This window comes from Pseudarthrobacter sp. NPDC080039 (assembly GCF_040702335.1).
GTDB classification, from domain to species: Bacteria; Actinomycetota; Actinomycetes; order Actinomycetales; family Micrococcaceae; genus Arthrobacter; species Arthrobacter enclensis_A.
This window is the reverse complement of record NZ_JBFBKY010000013.1, coordinates 89,596-106,143: the sequence shown is the minus strand read 5'-3', so window position 1 is coordinate 106,143 and position 16,548 is coordinate 89,596. Positions and strand designations below refer to the sequence as shown.

The following is a 16,548-nucleotide window of genomic DNA, read 5'->3' as shown; positions in this document are numbered from 1 at the left end:
ACCCACAACACACCCACATTCATCCCGCCACCCCACATCGACCCCACCCAAACACCCCAACAAAACCACTACTTCAAACCACCCCCACCACCCCACCCACAAGAAGGACATGGGAGCGCAAAGCTGCCTTGAATCAACAGCCCGCTGTCACAACCCGGACAGACACAAGGCTGTTCAGGTTAGTGATCTAGTGCTGCGGGTTCCTTCCGGCGCACGTCCTACCACCACAGTCCCATCCAGTTCCTCCGAATGAACCGTCTCCACGGCGAACCCGGCTGCGGCAAGAAGTGCGGAGGTTCCGGCCGCCTGCCGTTGGCTGGTTTCGATCAGCAGATGACCACCAGGCGAGAGCCATGCCCCAGCTTCTGTGGAAACCCGGCGGTGGAAATCCAGCCCGTCCGGGCCGCCGTCGAGCGACGCAACAGGTTCGTACAGGCGTGCCTCCGGCGGCATGGTGCAAATTGCTTGGGTAGGGACATATGGAGCGTTGAGGGCGAGGACTGCCACATGGCCGTGGAGCGCGGGCGGAAGTGCTTCGAACAAGTCACCCTCGTGGACGTGGCCGCCCAGGGGTTCGAGGTTCCGGCGGGCACACCGCACTGCTGCTGGTTCCACATCAGCCGCATGCAGTTCCAGCTGCGGGACGCATTGAAGGATTGCCGCTCCCACGGCCCCGGATCCGCAGCAGAGGTCAACCACCACCGGGGCTTCTGGCAGTAAGTGGTTCTGCAACAAGGCAAGAGCGCCGTTGACCAGCAGCTCCGTTCGGCGCCTGGGCACGAAGACGCCGGGCTCAACCAGGACACGCAGCCCCGCAAATTCTGCCCAGCCCAGGATGTGCTCCAAGGGGACGCCCTCCATCCGACGCTGGACATTGCGGGAAAGTTCCGCAGGACTGGCCGCTTCCGCCAGCAGGAGCCGGGCTTCCTCTTCGGCGAAAACACAACCCACAGACCTCAACAGGGGGACGATCCGGTCGAAGTCCGCGGGCGGGTACGGGCCATGAATACCCCGTACTCGAAAAGGATCCGGAGCAGCGCCTCCCGGGTAGCGGATGGGCACCTCCATGCCGGCTAGGCCCGGATCTCCGAAGGGCGGAGGGAGGGGTAAGCCAAAACTGGTGCAGCAATAATCGCACCCACCTCCTTCAGCTTTGGCCGGAATTTTATGCTAATCGGTGGCCTGATGCACGGGAATAGGATCAGGGTGTTGGCAGGATGGGACCATGACCACCGGCGCAGCCCACGACAATGCAGCCAACAACAATGCGGCCAGCAGCATCATTTGGATCGGCACCTATACTGCGGACGGCGGCGGCCTCGCAGACGGCATCGGCGCTGTCCGCGAGCGCCAGGACGGCAGTCTCGAATGGCTGGGTACGGCGGTCCAGGCACCTTCGCCGTCGTTCCTGGCCGCCCACCCGCGACTGCCCGTGGTGTACGCGGCAGCAGAGCAAAGAAAGACGGTCCAGGCATACCGGCGCTTGGGTGACTTTGTCCTTGAACAGTCCGGTGCACCGCAGCCGGCCGGCGAAGCCACCTGCCATGTTGCCGTCGACCCACGCGGCCGCTTTGTTACCGCCGCTTGTTGGGGTGACGGGCAGGTCCTCCTTTACGAGTTGGATGCCGACGGCGGCATGACAAGGTGGTACCCCGCTGCGCCGTCGGTTGATCCCCACGCCGGCGTTTCTCCCGGCAGCCCGAGGCAAAGCCGCGCCCACGCCAGCCTGATGCTGCAGGATGGCCGCATCATGACCACCGATCTGGGCCACGACACCCTCCGGATTTGGAAGTACGAGCCGGGCACCGGACTGGCGGCTGACCACGAGGTGGTTCTCCCCTGCGGCAGCGGTCCGCGGCACATGGTGGAGCACCCGAACGGAAATGTCTTCATCGTGTCGGAGTACTCCGTGGAAGTCTTCGTGGTCCGCCCCGAGGCCGGCATATACGAGCTGGTATTCCGCGGACCTGCCACTGCGGGCGGCAGCCAGGAAGGCGACTCCGCCGCTGAGATCTGCCTGGACCTGCAGGGACACTTCGCCTACGCCGGTGTCCGCGGCTCCAACCTCATCAGTGTCCTTGAAGTTGCAGCGGACGGCGCCGAACTGATCCCCGTCAAGGACTTTGACAGCGGCGGGAACTGGCCGCGGCACCACCTGGTCCGGGGAAGATGGCTGCACGTGGCCCATGAACGGTCACACACCATTGCCACCTTCGAACTGGACCCCGCCACCGGCCTTCCCGGCCCGGTGCTGCACATGCTGTCCACCCGGTCTCCGACCGCCCTCGTCGCCGCCAGTTGATCACTGCCGGCCAGGTTAGCCGCCTGACAAGCATCGTGGCCCCGCCGCTTCCAGAGCGGCGGGGCCACGGCGCTTAAGCCGTTACTCAAGACCCGTGCAGGGATCCCTCCACCGCCGCGAGCAGCGCGTTGAACCGCTTGTTGCCGGGAAGGTCATCCAGATAGACGGGTTTGCCGTCCGGTCCGCCCAGCGGAACCTGCCAATTGGGATACAACGCCTCGGTGGTACCTGGCTGGTTTTGCACCCGCCGCTCCCCCACGGCGTCCACCAGGGCCACACCAAGCAGCACGGACGGCGCCTGGGCCAGGAGCAGGTGCAGCGCCTCGATGGTGTGCTCCTCGGCCGCCGCCTGGGCCGACCCGGCGCCGGCAGTCCCCTCGGAGAGGTAACCGCGCTCGCGCAGCAGGGCAAACATCTTTTCAAGGGATGCGTTGTGCTCAGCGCGTTCCTCCTGCTCGGACCGCTCCAGCAGGCCCAACCTGCTTCGCAGCGCCACGTGGTCCCCTGCCAGGTAGCCGGCCGTGGGCGGAAGGTCATGGGTGTTCACGCTGGCGAGCGCCTGCATCCGGTACTTTTCCGGCGCAAGGGGCGAATCGCCGTCGTACTCAAACCACAGGATGGACGTCCCCAGGATGCCGCGCGCCGCAAGGTAGTCGCGCACCCACGGCTCGAAGGTGCCCAGGTCCTCCCCGATCACCACTGCCCCGGCACGGTGCGCCTCGAGGGCGAGGATGCCGATGAGTGCCTCGTGGTCGTAGCGGACGTAGGCGCCGTCCCCCGGGGCGTTCCCCATGGGGATCCACCACAGCCGGAAGAGGCCCAGGATGTGGTCCACGCGGATGCCGCCGGCGTGGCGGAGGACGTTGGCCAGCATTTTGCGGAACGGCTCGTAACCCGCCTCTGCCAGCCGGCCGGGGTGCCATGGCGGCTGGCCCCAGTCCTGGCCCTGCTGGTTGTACATGTCCGGCGGCGCGCCCACGCTGGTGTTCGGGGCCAGGACTCCCCGCAGTGTCCAGGCGTCGGCGCTGCTGTGATCCACGCCGACGGCGAGGTCGTGCACCACTCCGAGCCGCATCCCGGACCGCAGGGCAGCCCGCTGGGCGTTCTCCAGTTGCTCGTCGCAGATCCACTGCAGCCAGCGGTGGAAGCCAATCCGGTCAGCCAGCTTTTCCCGGAGCGCCTCCACCTCCGGCGTCCCAATGGCATAGGCCGGGTCCTTCCACAAGGGATCGCCGGGGGCCAGGTCCTCGCGGATGGCGGACCAGAGCGAAAAATCCTCCAGCCCCTTGCCGGAGATGCGGCAGAACTCGTCGAAGGCGGCCTGCCGGGCGGGCGACCGGCGCGTGTGGTACAGCATTTCCAGGGCCTGCAGCTTGGCGGCATACACGGCGTCCCGGTCCAGGTGTCCGCCTTCCTTGTTAAGGCCCGCAACTTCCTCGTGCAGCTTTTCCAGCGCCGCGCGTTTGCGCGGCCGGAGGTAGGCCAGTTCCGGGATGGCCTCGATGCGGATGTACAGCGGGTTGAAGAACCGGCGGGTGGACGGCGAGTACGGCGAGGGCTGGACCGGCGGAACAGGCTCCGCGGCGTGCAGCGGGTTCACCAGCACGTAATCGGCGCCGCGGGCTCCGCTGATGGCCGCCAGGTCTGCCAGGTCGGCAAAGTCGCCGATGCCCCATGACCTCTTTGACCGGACCGAATACAGCTGCGTGGCCAGTCCCCAGCCGCGACGCTCCTCCAGCGGCTTGGCGGTGGCCAGCCGCGCCGGCGTCACCACCAGCGTGGCAGTGGCCGTGCGGCCCTCCGACTCTGCATGAAGGGTATGCCAGCCCAACGGCAGGTCGGCGGGAAGGGAGAACGTGGCACGGCCGGTGGAGACGCCGTCCACGTCCCTGGGCTGGACCCAGACATCCTGCTGGACGGCCTCCCGGGATCCAACTCCCCCCTCAAGGGCAATGGTCAGGCGTGCGGTGGCACCATCCCGGACATGGACCGGCACTTGGGCGGGCTCACCCTGTTTGATGACGACGGCGGGCGGCAGCACCTGCCGCCAGGGCGCCAGGTCTGCCTCCGCCAATGCAGCTTCAATGTCCCGGTTGGTGCGTGCATCCACGCCCAGGGCGGCCAGCACCTTGACCAGGGTCTCCTGGGAAACGGAGTGTGGCAGCCCGTCCCAGCCCTGGAAGGATGTCCCGACGCCGTGCGCGTCGGCAAGCTGGTGCAGGAGGTGGGGATTCACCGGCTCAGGGGCAGCGGCGGGAGGGTCTGCGGGCAAAGCTGGCCGTGGTGCGTGCTGCTGGTCTGAAGCCGTCATGGGTATCCGCCTCGTCTGTGATGGTCCCGGAACTTACAGTGCTGCTGTTGTACCCGGGCGCTGACACCCCCGTGCACATCCGTTGGTTCAGATTATTGCAGGGCGGCGTGGTGGCGAAACCGGCGCGGTATATGTCCGGGGCAGGACCGGAATGGAGGCGGCGGCCGTTTCTAGGGATCGAAGTGCGTGGTCACCGTTCCGTCACTGACCCGGCCGATGACCTCCCCCGCGAGGTCCCGCAGCTTCTGGTTCCGGTGGCTGGACGCCTTGGTGAGCATGGCCATTGCCTCATCCTGGGTACACCGGTTCTGCGCCATGATCACCCCGCAGGCCAGGTCGATTGCGGTGCGGTTGGCCATGGCAGACTTCAGGTCCTCCGCCAGGGTTTGGGCGTCGGCGATCCGGAGCGCCAGCCTGAGCGCCCGTCCGGCCAGGTCCGCGAACCCCTCCGCACGGCCGATGACGTTGGGGGCAAAGACGTTGGGTTCTGAGGCGAAGAAATTCAGTGCCGCCGCCTGGTTCTCGTCCAGGGCGAGGGGAACACCCAGCACGCTGCGGCAGCCGTTTTCGGCCAGCACCTTCTGGTAGTCGGGCCACCGGGTGTCGGTTTTCACGTCAGGAAGGACCACCGGCTTCATGGCTTCCAGCGATGCTATGCAGGGACCGTCCCCCAGGGCCTGCTCCAGCTTGTCGAGGAGCGCCGCACGTTCGCTGCTGCCGGCGATCGTGGTGCTGCGTTTGCGGCGGCGGAGCGTGACGCCGCATTCGATCAAGACGCCAGCCGCATCGCTGAGGTTTGCAGCGGCCACCGCGGAAAGCTCAGCAACGAGGTCAGCCACGTTGCTGCTGCCGATGACGAGGTCGTGCAGCTGGACGAACTGATCATCGCTCTTAGGGTTGCCCATGCCTCAATATAGGCGCTCTTGCCTGCTGTGTGCGCGCCACAAAACGTCATTCGGACGGCCCCGGTTACTCCGCGCGACGAAAAGAGAAGGACTAAGGCGGAAGTCTGGGGCGGCCCTTCAAATCTGTGTAGCCTCATGACGATCCAGGGCACGGCGATTACATGGAGGAGACCGGAAATGAGCCTTAGCGAACTGCGGTTGTTCGGACGGTCGGGGACGCCTATCAGTCCGCTCACCCTTGGCACCATGAATTTCGGCGAGGGTGCCGGCGGCCCGCACAGCGCCCCGACGGGAGCGGATGAGAGCATCCGCATCATCCACGCGGCACTGGATGCCGGCATCACCGCGATCGATACGGCGGATGTCTACTCCCAGGGAGAATCCGAGCAGGTGGTAGGCCGTGCGCTGCGCGGCCGCCGGGACGACGTCTTCCTGGCCACCAAGTTCCACGGCCAGATGAGCCTCAACCCGGCACACTCCGGAAACTCCAGGCGCTGGATCACGCAGGCCGTGGAGGGCAGCCTCCGGCGGCTGCAGACGGACCGCATCGACCTGTACCAGGCCCACCGGCCGGACTACAACACCGACCTCCTGGAAACCATCACCACCCTCAACGACCTGATCCGCCAGGGAAAGATCCTGTATTACGGAACCTCAGTGTTCACTCCGGCGCAGCTGGTGGAAGCGCAGTGGCTGGCCACCACCAACCACCTCATCCCGCCGGTGGGCAACCAGGTCCCGTACTCCATGCTGGTCCGCGGCAACGAGCGCGATGTCCTGCCCATCGCCCAGCAGTATGGCCTGGGCGTCCTGGCATACGGACCCCTGGCAGGTGGCTGGCTGTCCGGCAGCTTCGTCCTTGAGTCCGGCAGGCCGCCCACACGGGTCCACACCCTGCCCGGCCGGTACGACATCTCCGGGCCTTCGAGTGAGCGGAAGCTGCTGGCCGCTGACTCCTTGGCGCGCCTTGCGGACAAACTGGAGATGCCCCTGGTGGACCTGGCCGTCGGCTTTGCCCTCACCCACCCAGCCATCAGCAGCGTGATCATCGGGCCCCGCAGCGGCGAACACCTCCAGGCCTACCTCCGAGCGGCAGACGTCCAGCTTGGCGAGACGGTCCTCGACGCGATTGACGACCTGGTGCCGCCGGGCACCAACTTCGTGGAGCGGGACGCGGGCGCCATCGTGCCCTCCATCGAGTTCGCGGAATTACGACGGCGGTAGCAGGCATCCGCCCGCCACGCCCCAAGGTGCCGTACCCCGGGAAGGCCAGTGCCGCCGTCGTACGTTCTGATGCCCGCCGGCAGAGCTGCACGGTCCGATGCCTATGATGGCTTCGATGAAGGCCCTGTTCACCGTAGGTCACGGCACCGCGTCCCAGGAGGATTTCACCAGCCTGCTCAGCAGCGCAGGGGTGGCGTCGCTGGTGGACGTCCGGATTGGGCCGGGCAGCCGCAAGTATCCCCATTTCGGCAAGGACCGCATGGCCGAATGGCTGCCCGCCGCCGGCATCAGCTACCGCTGGGAGCGGCGGCTGGGCGGCTTCCGGAAGCTGCCTTCGGACTCCCCTGATACGGCCCTGCGCAATGACTCCTTCCGCGCCTATGCCGCGTACATGCGCAGCGAAGACTTTACGGCGGCCGTTGCCGAACTGGTTGCCGGATCCCAAGCGGCCCGGACGGCCATCATGTGCAGCGAAACCCTCTGGTGGCGCTGCCACCGCAGGCTGATCTCCGACCACTGCGTCCTGCTGGCCGGCCTGCCGGTTGAACACCTGATGCCGCCAAACAAAGCGGTTCCGCACGTTCCCACCAAGGGGGTGCGGGTGCTGGGCACCCAACTGCGCTACGACGTTCCGGAGTGACCGGCGGTTGGCGGCGCTATTGACTAACCGGTAGAAGACTCCTACGGTCGATACCGAATACCGCCTCCCAGGGGAAACAGGGGCCCGCCATGCCGATGTCCGATGAGGAGCGACGCCTGCTCAAGGAGCTGGAACTGGGGCTGATTGCAGACGATCCCCACCTGGCCATGGAACTGCTGTCCGGCTATCCCACGCGCCGCTTCCCCGCCGGCCTGTTCCCGGGGATTGCGGCCGCGCTGATCGGCCTGGTGCTGGTCCTTGCAGGGGCAGGTATCCCCGCCCCTGGCGCGGTGGTCTTAGGGATTCTGCTGCTGGGGCTGGGCGCCTGCTTGTTGCTGGGCTCCACCGTCCTGGCCCGAAGCGCGGGACGGCAGCCCACCGGCTGACCGCTGTCGTCCCCTGCCTCGTCCTGGCACTTCGCGCGGCCGGCGCGGCCCCGGCGTCAGGATGAAAAGGCTGGCCAGTACGACGGCGGCGCCAAGCCAGCCGAGTGCAGGGAGCCTCTCGCCCACCACCAACACGGCCAGAACGGCAGCAACCACTGTCTCCAGCAGGGAGATGCCCGTGGCCGTACTCGCTCCCACCCGGACCAGGCCCCAGCCGAATAGGAGATAACCGGCAAACATGGGCACCGCAGCCATGTACACGCCCACGGCGGCATTGCCCCAGGACTCCATCAGCGGGGCGCCGGTAACGGCCAGGACCGGCAGGAGGAGGAGCCCGCCCGTTCCGAAGACGGCGCCCATGGCAGCCCTGGAAGACAGGCCCTGCCCGGTCAGGCGGTGAGCGGCCCAGGAATACAAGGCATAGGTGGTGCCCGCCAGCAACCCAAGGAGGATTCCCGCCGTCGAACTCCGACCATCGGGGGGCAGACCTGCGCCCGGCAAGCCTCCGGTTTGCATCGCCGCTGCCGGAGCGTGCCCGGCGAAGGACAGCAGGGCGGCCCCGCCTACTCCCAGGAGCGCCCCGAGGATCCATTGGCGGCCCAGGGGTTTCCTGTCCGCGAACCGTTCGATGAGGGCAGCCGCCACGGGGGCGGAGCCGATGGAGACTACGGTTCCCACGGCCACGCCGGAGAGGTGCATTGAGCTGTAGAAGGCCAGTGGGTATACGGCGACGGCCATGGCGCCGAGCAAGACCAGGCGCCACTGTTCGAGCAGGCTGCCCTTTTGGATGGCGATGTGGCGCGCAGCGTACAGCGCCTGGAACAACCCGCCCAGGCCCATCGCAGCGGCGCCGATGGCCAGCGGGCTCACGCCGGCGGCGAAGGTGGCGGCGGTTCCGGTGGTCCCCCAGAGGACGGACGCAGCCACAACCGCCAGCGCTCCCCGCAGTTGGGCCTTCCGGTGGGTTGGGGCAGGGTTCACAAGGCATCCAGGATTTCAGCGGCGATGACCCTGGCCTCCTTGAGCGGGGCGTCGTGTCCTTCCAAGCCTGCCCTGGCTATGGCACCCTCGACAGGGGATTTGCCGCACCCGGAAACGCCCATCACCACCAGTGGTGGCAGCTGCCCGCTCACTGGCCTTCCCCCGGTGCGCCGAAGCTGAGGAGGACCTTGCCGGAGGCTGTGGAGTCCTTCGCTACTTCGAAGGCGTGCAGTGCGTCGGCCAGCGGGAACTGGTGCGTGATGACGGGCTCGATGTGCAGGGAGCCGTCTGTGAGGGCGGCGATGACCTGGTCGATTTCGTCGTTGAAGCGGAACGAGCCCTTGAGGTCCAGTTCGCGGGTGATCGCCAGCGAGATGGGGACCGGTTGCATGCCGGTGGGCAGCAGCCCGACCATGACCACGGTCCCGCCGCGCACCGCACCCTGGATGGCGGAGGCAAGGCCGTGGTGGTTTCCGGATGATTCGATCACGACGTCGGCCTCCACGGCCGCGATCGCCGTGGTGTCCGCGGCGTTGATCACCTCATCCGCGCCGACCGCCGTGGCGATCTCCAGGGGCTTAGGATGCAGGTCGACGGCGGTGATGCGGGCGGCGCCGGCACGCTTCAAGACGGCGACGGCGAGGGCCCCGATGGGCCCGGAGCCGACGACCAGCGCGGTCTTTCCCCGGACATCCCCCGCCCTGGACACGGCATGCCAGGCGACGGACGCCGGTTCGATCAGCGCCGCGGTGCGCAGGCTCATGCCCAGTGGGAGGGGCCGGAGCATCCGCACCGGCAGGGTGACGTACCGGCTGAAGGCGCCGTCGGTGTGCGGGTAGCGGGCCGCGCTGCCCAGGTAAGTGCAGCCCGGGGACAGGTTCGGCCGGTCCGCCGGGTACTTCGCGGCACCAGGGCCCGGTGTTGCGGGATGCACGGCGACGGCGGTCCCGGCCTTCGGGCCGGTACCGTTGGCCGCCGGGCGCACCACCACGCCGGAGATTTCGTGGCCCAGGACCAGCGGGGCCTTCAGGATGGACTCCCCCGCGGCCCCGTCCAGCCAGTAGTGCAGGTCCGAGCCGCAGATGCCGCCGAACGCGACCTCCACCACGGCTTCGTCCGGTGCGGGCTGGGGCAGCGGGACCTCGTCGATGCGCAGGTCCCCGGCGGCATGGGCCACCAGGGCCGGCCCGAAGGCAGGGAGGCTCTCAGTATTCAGCGTCATCAGACCACCACCGTCATTCCGCCATCGATGAAGATGGTCTGTCCGTTCACGAAGTTGGAGCCGTCCGAGGCCAGCCACACCACAGGACCGGCGAGGTCCTGGACGGTGCCCCAGCGGTGCGCGGGCGTCCGGCCCAGGATCCAGGCGTTGAACTCCTCATCGTCCACCAGGTTCTGCGTCATTTCGGTGTGGATGTAGCCGGGAGCGACAGCGTTGATCTGCAGCCCGGAGGCGGCCCATTCGGCGGTCATGGCGCGGGTGAGGTTCCGCAGCCCGCCCTTCGCCGCGATGTAGGGGGCGATGGTGGGACGGGCCAGGTCAGCCTGCACGGAACAGATGTTGATGATCTTGCCCCGGCCACGGCCGATCATGTGCCGGGCGGCCTCCCGGCCCACCAGGAATGCGCTGGTCAGGTCCGTGGAGAGCACCCGTTCCCAGTCCGCCACATCCAAATCCAGCATGGGCACCCGGTGCTGGATCCCGGCGTTGTTCACCAGGATCTCCAGCGGACCCACGTTCTCCTCGATCCACTGAATGCTCCGGGCGGCGGCGACGTCGTCGGTCACATCGAACGCTGCGCTGTGGATCCGGCCCGGCGGAAAATCAGCCGCCATGGCCGCGGCGGCAGCCTTCAGCCGTTCCTCGTTGACGCCGTTGAGCACCACCGTTGCTCCGGCGTCCGCCAACGCCCGCGCAAGGGCCGAACCGATACCCCTGCTGGAACCCGTCACCAGGGCAACACGGCCCGTCAGGTCAAACAGCGCGCTCATGCGAAGGGTCCCTGCTGGACAAGGTTGACGGGGGTTTGGCCGGCGGCCAGGGCCTCGAGCTGGCGCTTCAGGAGCTTGAGGATCCGTGGTTCGAAAGCGGAGGCATTACCGCCAATGTGAGGGGTAATGAGTGCGTTTTCCGCTGACCACAGCGGGTGGCCGGCGGGCAGCGGTTCGGGATCGACGACGTCGATGGCGCACTGCAGGCGCCCCGAGACCACTTCCCGGGTCAGGGCGTCGGTGTCCACCACGGCGCCGCGGCCCACGTTCACCACCAGCGCACCACCGGGCAGGGCAGCCAGGACATCCCGGCCCACCAGGTGGTGGGTCTTGTCGTTCAGGGGCAGGACGGAGACGAGGATGTCGTGGTCCGCGGCGAGCTCCACAAGTTCGTCCGGGCCGTGGACCTGCCCGCCAGCGTCCGTGCGGGCCGCGCTTCCCACCCGGGTCACGGTGACTTCAAAGGGTTCCAGCCGGCGGGCGAGTTCCTTGCCGATCCCGCCGATACCCAGCAGCAGGACCTTGCGGTCGGCCAGGGACTGGCGGCGCTGGGGCTTCCAGCTTTCAATCTGCTGGTCCTTGACGGCCTGGTCGATGCCCCGCAGTTTCGCGAGGATGAGCCCCACTGCCAGCTCGGCCGTGGCAGCTGCATGGACGCCCGAGGCGTTTGCCACCGCGGCGCCCCGCCCGGCAGCCTCGCACACGCCGTCATACCCCGTTGACTGTGTCTGCACGAACTTCAGGCCCGGGACCCTGCCAAGGTTCCCCAGCACTTCCCCGGCGTTTATGTAGGGCAGGATGACGCCGTCGATGCCACCCAGCTCCTCCCCCGGAACGTCCTTCATGTCCCACACCACGCCCCGCAGCCCTTCGGGGAGTGGCGACAGGTCAGCCAAGAGCTGGGGATCCGGGAAACTAACGGTGTGCACGTGCTGCATGGGCGGGCCTATCGGTTGATGGTTGACGTACGGGAGTCACGGGGCTGGCCCGCGACGGCTGAAGGTCAGGCCGCCCGGAACCTGGAACGTGGGCTTGGGTCCAAGCATGCCAACATTTACGTGCGGCGGCGTCTCAATCGCGTCATCGGGGCGTTGACGATGTCATGGATGGTCACCAGCCCGGAGTGCCACCCGTTTGCGGGAGGGCTGCCCCGGCCCATTGCCGACTACGGCATGGCGGGCGCGGGACCCGGTATGTGTATGGGGTCCGCCGGCCCTGGTCCAGGCGGCGCTCGCCATGCGCGGAAACAACCCTGGCCGTCGCGGGAATTTGTTGTCCCCGTCCGGCGTTGTCGATCTGTCCGGAACAATCCGGACACCAGCAGCTGGACAGGAGAACACACCACATGTCAGTTGACTACGACGCTCCGCGGGTGACTCCCGAGGAAGAGCCGAACGTCGCTTTGGAGGAGCTGAAGTCCGACAAGTCCGGCCGGCGGGAGGCCGCCCCGGACCTGGACGAGACGGACCTCGCGGACAGCTTTGAGCTGCCCGGCGCCGACCTCTCCAACGAGGAGCTCCTCATCCAGGTGGTCCCGGTACAGGCAGACGAATTCACCTGTATGTCCTGCTTCCTGGTCCATCACCGCAGCCAGTTGGCCCGCGAGAAAGACGGTAAGAAGTACTGCAAGGAATGTGAGGGATAGCAGGGGGCGAAGGCCGGCCACGGTCGGGTTTCAACTATTGGAATCCATACTCGTGGCCGGAGCGATCAACAAGGTTGGAGATACCCCTAACTGACCAGGACCTGGGTGGCTGACTCCTTCAACTTGCCGTTTGCCCACTTCATCTGGCGGATTGTCTGCGGATGGCATCTCTCGGCCAGGGCCAGCAGGTTCTTGTCCTTCATGCCCTGCGCGGCCTGAGCCAGCAGTTCCCAGTCGGCAGAGACTCCGCAGGCCTTCAGGTAGAGTTCGCGCAGGTCCCGGAGCAGCAGCATGCCGGTTTCGGGGCGCCGTCCCACCATCTCGCTGCCTTTCTCCCGGACAGTTTCCATCAGCCCCATTTCGCCCCGGGGCTCCGGGTCCAGGTCCTGTCCGTAGTTCCCGGCGATGTCCGCGATCTCCCGCACGTGCTGCTGGGACCAGCGGGCCAGGTCCCGGGCCAGGTGGTAGATCTCGTGGTCCACCTTGTGCCGCTCCGAGATGACCAGCAGGTGGTGCGCCAGGTCGTTTTCGGAGCGGTGCATCTCCTCCAGTACCAGCCCGAATTTCATCGTTCCCCTCCTGCCGTTTCAGTGGCTTCATCGGCCAAGGCTGTGGCTATTCCCCTGGTCCTCGCGTCGTCCGGGAAGTCGCCGGCCGGCGCCGACGCTGTGGTGGTGGGCGCCGGGGACGGGCCGTCACCACCGGCAACCCTGGTAATCCTTGCCGCCGCCGTCTTGAAGATGGGCTGCTTGGACGCGGCATCCCAATCGGTGATGGTCAGTTCGTTCGCCGCCCTGCCTGCACCGTCCGGCTGGTGTCCGCCGTCAGTGTCCCAGTAGCCGTAATGGAACGGCAGGAACAGCACGCCGTTCCGGATGCCGCTGATCCGCACCTTGGCACGGACCGAACCGCGGGGTGTCTCCACCTCCGCAAGGTCGCCCTCGGCAATCCCGTACGCGCCGGCGTCGTCCGCCGACAACTCAACCCAGACGTCAGGCGCCGCTGCCTGCAGCTCCGGCGCCCGGCCGGTCTTGGTGCGCGTGTGGAACTGGTAAAGCGTGCGCCCTGTGATGAGCTGGAGTGGGAAGTCCTGGCTGGGCAGCTCGTGCGGCGGCATGTATTCGGCGGCCTTGATGATGGCTTTACCCTCGGGGTTCAGGGCCTTGTACTCCTTCGGCTCCACGGGCGCGCCGGTGATGAGGTCACGGCCATAGGTTTCGCAGTACTCCGGGTGCGCCCAGAACTTCCCGTCCGCGTAGATCCGCTCGGTGCCGTCCGGGTTCTCCTCGTTGCACGGCCACTGGATGCCGGAACCGCCGCGCAGTTTGTCATAGGTGATGCCGGTGTAGTCGCAAGGGCGTCCCCGGGTGCATTCCTTCCAGGCTTCGAAGGCGGACTCGGGATCGTGCCACTTGATCAGGGGCTGCCCGTCCTTGTCCTGGAGGCCCATCCGGTGCGCGTAATCGATGAAGATCTCCAGGTCCGGCTTGGCCTCGCCGGGCGGGTCCACGGCCTTCTCCGAAAGATGGACGGTGCGGTCCACGTTGGTGAAGGTGCCCGTCTTTTCGCCCCAGGTTGCGCGGGAAGGACGACGTCGGCCAGCTGGGCGGTCTCGGACAGGAAGATGTCCTGCACCACCAGGAACAGGCGGTCCTGCTCCAGGATGCTGCGGATGCGTGCCAGTTCGGGGAGCGAGACGGCGGGATTCGTTCCGCTGACCCACAGCATTCGGATGGAGCCGTCCTCCGCGTACCGCATCATCTGCATCACATGCGTGGGCGGGGAGTAGTGCGGGATGGCCATGGGGTCGATGTTCCAGACCTTCGCCAGGTCCTGGATGTGTGCGTCGTTGGACCAGTTCCGGAAGGCGGCCAGGTCGCCGTCGGCCCCGCATTCGCGGGTGTTTTCCGCCGTGGGCTGGCCGTTCATCTGCAGGATGCCGCAGCCGGGCTTGCCCAGCATGCCGCGGATGATGTTGACGTTGTTGACCTGCACGGCGGCAGCGGTGGCCTGGTTGGACTGGTAGAAGCCCTGCAGCACCGTGGACAGCAGCCGCTCGGCGTGGCCGATAATGCTGGCGGCCTCCTGGATCTGCTCCGCCGGGACGCCGCAGATCTGCGCCACCAGGGCCGGCGGATAGTTCTTGACTTCTTTTTCCAGCTCGGAGAACCCCACGGTGTGGGCCTGGATGTACTCCTGGTCCACCCAGCCGTTGGTGATGATCTCGTGCAGGATGCCGTTCATCAGGGCCACGTTGGTGCCTGGCCGCGGAGCGAGGTGCACGGTGGCTGCCTTGGCCACCGGCGTCATGCGTGGGTCCACGCAGATGATTTTGGGCGGGTTGGGACCGGCCAGCCGGTCCAGCATCCTGGTCCAGAGGACCGTCTGGGTTTCCGCCACATTGTGCCCGTACAAGGCGATCACATCGGCATGGTCCACGTCCGTGTAGGAGCCGGGCTGGCCGTCGCAGCCGAACGATTCCTTCAGCGCCTCGCCTGCCGTTGCCGTACACAGCCGGGTGTTGCCATCCACGTGGTTGGTGCCGATGCCGCCGTGCGCCAGCGTGCCCAGGGTGTAGTACTCCTCGGAGAAGAGCTGGCCGGTGGTGTAGAAGCCGAGGGCGCTGGGGCCCTGCTCCGCGAGCAGCGCCTTGGACCTGTCCACGATGCGCTGCATGGCGGTGTCCCAGTCGGTTTCCACCAGCTTCCCGCCCTCGCGGATGAGGGGTTTGGTGAGCCGGTCCGGGGAGGCGTTCGCCTGCCAGCCGAAGAGGTCCTTGGGGCCCAGGCGGCCGTGGTTGACGCGGTCCACCGCCCGTCCACGCACGCCAACGATCCTGTTGTCCTTGACTGCAATGTCCATGGCGTCACCGTTGGAATGCAGGAGTGACGCCGTCTGGACCCAACGGTCCACGTCCTCCTCGGCGACCCCCTCGGCCAGGCGGGTGTCCACCCTGACCGGCCACTGGGCGCCGCTGCCATACGGCGTCCGTGTCCCCCATGGTTCAGCTATTCGGTCAATCCGAGCCATCCGTCCATCTCCTTACAGGAACCGGCGGGCAGCGTCGACGGCGCTGTCCCTACAGGAACCTTTACCCTGAATGGAGGGCTGGAAACGGGAGCTTAGGCCTGTTTGTCCTCCAGCGGGCGCCGCGCCAGCCAGGCGGCCACGATGGCGCCGGAGATGTTGTGCCACAGGGAGAAGACGGCGGACGGCAGTGCGGCCAGCGGCGTGAAGTGGGCGATGGCCAGTGTCGATGCCAGGCCGGAGTTCTGCATGCCCACTTCGAATGCGAGGGCGCGGCGGGCCTTGTCGTCCAGGCGGCCCAGTTTGCCGGCGAGGTAGCCGAGGCCCAGGCCGAAGCCGTTGTGCAGCACCACGGCGAGGAACACGATGGCGCCGGCGTCGATGATCTTGCCGGCGCTGCCGGCCACCACGATGGCCACGATCAGGGAAATCACGACGGCGGACGCCCACGGCAGCGCCGGCAGCACCTTGGCCACGAGCTTCTTGAGGAACAACCGGGCGAGCAGGCCCGCGACCACCGGCAGCAGCACGGTCTTGACGATGTCCTGGACCATGCCGGCGGCGTCGATCTGCAGGTACGAACCGGCAAGGAACAGGACCAGCAGCGGGGTGACGATCGGGGCGATCAGGGTGGAGACGGAGGCCACCGCCACGGACAGGGCAACGTCGCCCTTGGCGAGGAAGGCCATCACGTTCGAAGCCGTGCCGGAGGGAGCGCAGCCCACCAGGATCACGCCGACGGCCAATTCAGGCGGGAGGTTGAGGGCGCCGGCGATGAGCCAGCCGGCGCCGGGCATGATGACATAGTGGGCAACGATGCCCAGCGCCACGGCCCACGGGCGCTTGGCCACGGCGGCGAAGTCGGGCGGGGTCAGGGTCAGGCCCATGCAGAACATGATGATGCCGAGCAGGTAGGGCACGCCCGGCCCCATGGGCTTGAAGGCTCCGGGGAGCAGGAAGCCGAGGATACCTGCGACGACCACCAGGATGGGAAACACCGTCACCGCGATGCGGGCAATCCTGCTTTCTACTTCGAGAGCGGGGTTGACGGGCGTTGTTCCGTCCGGGGACTTCTGGGGTTTAGTTGCCTCAAGCATCCAATAATGGTGGCACCCGCCTATAGGATTCTGCCAAT

The 16,548-nt window shown here is 67.1% G+C and carries 15 protein-coding genes and 1 pseudogene; 5 read left to right on the top strand and 11 right to left on the bottom strand.

The annotated features are described in order from the left end of the window. Window positions 1–174: 174 nt before the first annotated feature. The gene (locus AB0313_RS14735) at window positions 175–1,068 is read right to left on the bottom strand and encodes a putative protein N(5)-glutamine methyltransferase (RefSeq protein ID WP_366306362.1); all 894 of its coding nucleotides are present in this window, start codon (window positions 1,066–1,068) and stop codon (window positions 175–177) included. 157 nt (window positions 1,069–1,225) lie between these two features. Here AB0313_RS14735 and AB0313_RS14730 point away from each other — a divergent pair, with 157 nt between their 5' ends. Beyond that, complete coding sequence (locus tag AB0313_RS14730; RefSeq protein WP_366306360.1) at window positions 1,226–2,302, top strand: beta-propeller fold lactonase family protein; 1,077 nt, start codon at window positions 1,226–1,228, stop codon at window positions 2,300–2,302. Between the two features lie 85 nt (window positions 2,303–2,387). On the opposite strand, the gene malQ is transcribed toward AB0313_RS14730, so the two are convergent. Then, window positions 2,388–4,613 (bottom strand): 4-alpha-glucanotransferase, encoded by a 2,226-nt coding sequence (malQ, locus tag AB0313_RS14725; RefSeq protein WP_366306358.1) that lies wholly within the window; start codon window positions 4,611–4,613, stop codon window positions 2,388–2,390. 170 nt (window positions 4,614–4,783) lie between these two features. Next, complete coding sequence (locus tag AB0313_RS14720; protein ID WP_366306356.1) at window positions 4,784–5,518, bottom strand: GAF and ANTAR domain-containing protein; 735 nt, start codon at window positions 5,516–5,518, stop codon at window positions 4,784–4,786. A 177-nt stretch (window positions 5,519–5,695) separates the two neighbouring features. On the opposite strand from AB0313_RS14720, the gene AB0313_RS14715 reads away from it, so the two are divergent. From AB0313_RS14715 to AB0313_RS14705, 3 genes are all read left to right on the top strand, one after another. Continuing rightward, the gene (locus AB0313_RS14715) at window positions 5,696–6,742 is read left to right on the top strand and encodes an aldo/keto reductase (RefSeq protein ID WP_366306354.1); all 1,047 of its coding nucleotides are present in this window, start codon (window positions 5,696–5,698) and stop codon (window positions 6,740–6,742) included. Window positions 6,743–6,857: 115 nt separating this feature from the next. Continuing rightward, window positions 6,858–7,382 (top strand): DUF488 domain-containing protein, encoded by a 525-nt coding sequence (locus AB0313_RS14710; protein ID WP_366306352.1) that lies wholly within the window; start codon window positions 6,858–6,860, stop codon window positions 7,380–7,382. 89 nt (window positions 7,383–7,471) lie between these two features. Beyond that, complete coding sequence (locus AB0313_RS14705) at window positions 7,472–7,768, top strand: DUF3040 domain-containing protein (RefSeq protein ID WP_307309745.1); 297 nt, start codon at window positions 7,472–7,474, stop codon at window positions 7,766–7,768. On the opposite strand, the gene AB0313_RS14700 is transcribed toward AB0313_RS14705, so the two are convergent. The 5 genes from AB0313_RS14700 to AB0313_RS14680 are packed head-to-tail and all read right to left on the bottom strand — an operon-like array spanning window position 7,679 to window position 11,679. Further along, window positions 7,679–8,749, bottom strand: a complete 1,071-nt coding sequence (locus AB0313_RS14700; RefSeq protein ID WP_366306350.1) for a DMT family transporter — start codon at window positions 8,747–8,749, stop codon at window positions 7,679–7,681. The two genes, AB0313_RS14705 and AB0313_RS14700, sit on opposite strands and share 90 nt — an antisense overlap. Beyond that, window positions 8,746–8,901: a hypothetical protein gene (locus AB0313_RS14695; protein WP_366306348.1), complete on the bottom strand. Its 156-nt coding sequence runs from the start codon at window positions 8,899–8,901 to the stop codon at window positions 8,746–8,748. Before AB0313_RS14695 ends, AB0313_RS14700 begins: the two co-directional genes overlap by 4 nt. Beyond that, window positions 8,898–9,971, bottom strand: coding sequence for an L-idonate 5-dehydrogenase (locus AB0313_RS14690; RefSeq protein WP_366306346.1), 1,074 nt, complete (start codon window positions 9,969–9,971; stop codon window positions 8,898–8,900). Before AB0313_RS14690 ends, AB0313_RS14695 begins: the two co-directional genes overlap by 4 nt. Then, window positions 9,971–10,741, bottom strand: coding sequence for an SDR family oxidoreductase (locus AB0313_RS14685; RefSeq protein ID WP_366306344.1), 771 nt, complete (start codon window positions 10,739–10,741; stop codon window positions 9,971–9,973). The genes AB0313_RS14690 and AB0313_RS14685 overlap by 1 nt, the downstream gene beginning before the upstream one ends. Further along, window positions 10,738–11,679: a 2-hydroxyacid dehydrogenase gene (locus AB0313_RS14680; protein WP_366306342.1), complete on the bottom strand. Its 942-nt coding sequence runs from the start codon at window positions 11,677–11,679 to the stop codon at window positions 10,738–10,740. The genes AB0313_RS14685 and AB0313_RS14680 overlap by 4 nt, the downstream gene beginning before the upstream one ends. 407 nt (window positions 11,680–12,086) lie before the next feature. Between AB0313_RS14680 and AB0313_RS14675 the strand changes: the two genes are divergently transcribed. Beyond that, on the top strand, window positions 12,087–12,386 hold the full coding sequence (locus tag AB0313_RS14675) for a DUF4193 domain-containing protein (protein WP_141944270.1): 300 nt from the start codon (window positions 12,087–12,089) through the stop codon (window positions 12,384–12,386). An 86-nt stretch (window positions 12,387–12,472) separates the two neighbouring features. Here the strand turns inward: AB0313_RS14675 and AB0313_RS14670 are convergent, their stop codons facing one another. The 3 genes and pseudogenes from AB0313_RS14670 to AB0313_RS14660 form a co-directional block, all read right to left on the bottom strand. Then, window positions 12,473–12,955 (bottom strand): hypothetical protein, encoded by a 483-nt coding sequence (locus AB0313_RS14670; protein WP_141944272.1) that lies wholly within the window; start codon window positions 12,953–12,955, stop codon window positions 12,473–12,475. Further along, a pseudogene (locus AB0313_RS14665) lies at window positions 12,952–15,416 on the bottom strand (nitrate reductase). Before AB0313_RS14665 ends, AB0313_RS14670 begins: the two are co-directional and overlap by 4 nt. A 92-nt stretch (window positions 15,417–15,508) precedes the next feature. Further along, on the bottom strand, window positions 15,509–16,510 hold the full coding sequence (locus AB0313_RS14660) for a bile acid:sodium symporter family protein (protein WP_141944277.1): 1,002 nt from the start codon (window positions 16,508–16,510) through the stop codon (window positions 15,509–15,511). Between the last annotated feature and the right edge of the window lie 38 nt (window positions 16,511–16,548).

Excerpts from the sequence above, each read along its gene's own strand:
- AB0313_RS14735 (WP_366306362.1), bottom strand. The coding sequence starts at position 1,068 with ATGGAGGTGCCCATCCGCTACCCGGGAGGCGCTGCTCCGGATCCTTTT.
- AB0313_RS14730 (WP_366306360.1), top strand. The coding sequence starts at position 1,226 with ATGACCACCGGCGCAGCCCACGACAATGCAGCCAACAACAATGCGGCC.
- malQ (WP_366306358.1), bottom strand. The coding sequence starts at position 4,613 with ATGACGGCTTCAGACCAGCAGCACGCACCACGGCCAGCTTTGCCCGCA.
- AB0313_RS14720 (WP_366306356.1), bottom strand. The coding sequence starts at position 5,518 with ATGGGCAACCCTAAGAGCGATGATCAGTTCGTCCAGCTGCACGACCTC.
- AB0313_RS14715 (WP_366306354.1), top strand. The coding sequence starts at position 5,696 with ATGAGCCTTAGCGAACTGCGGTTGTTCGGACGGTCGGGGACGCCTATC.
- AB0313_RS14710 (WP_366306352.1), top strand. The coding sequence starts at position 6,858 with ATGAAGGCCCTGTTCACCGTAGGTCACGGCACCGCGTCCCAGGAGGAT.
- AB0313_RS14705 (WP_307309745.1), top strand. The coding sequence starts at position 7,472 with ATGCCGATGTCCGATGAGGAGCGACGCCTGCTCAAGGAGCTGGAACTG.
- AB0313_RS14690 (WP_366306346.1), bottom strand. The coding sequence starts at position 9,971 with ATGACGCTGAATACTGAGAGCCTCCCTGCCTTCGGGCCGGCCCTGGTG.
- AB0313_RS14685 (WP_366306344.1), bottom strand. The coding sequence starts at position 10,741 with ATGAGCGCGCTGTTTGACCTGACGGGCCGTGTTGCCCTGGTGACGGGT.
- AB0313_RS14680 (WP_366306342.1), bottom strand. The coding sequence starts at position 11,679 with ATGCAGCACGTGCACACCGTTAGTTTCCCGGATCCCCAGCTCTTGGCT.
- AB0313_RS14675 (WP_141944270.1), top strand. The coding sequence starts at position 12,087 with ATGTCAGTTGACTACGACGCTCCGCGGGTGACTCCCGAGGAAGAGCCG.
- AB0313_RS14670 (WP_141944272.1), bottom strand. The coding sequence starts at position 12,955 with ATGAAATTCGGGCTGGTACTGGAGGAGATGCACCGCTCCGAAAACGAC.
- AB0313_RS14660 (WP_141944277.1), bottom strand. The coding sequence starts at position 16,510 with ATGCTTGAGGCAACTAAACCCCAGAAGTCCCCGGACGGAACAACGCCC.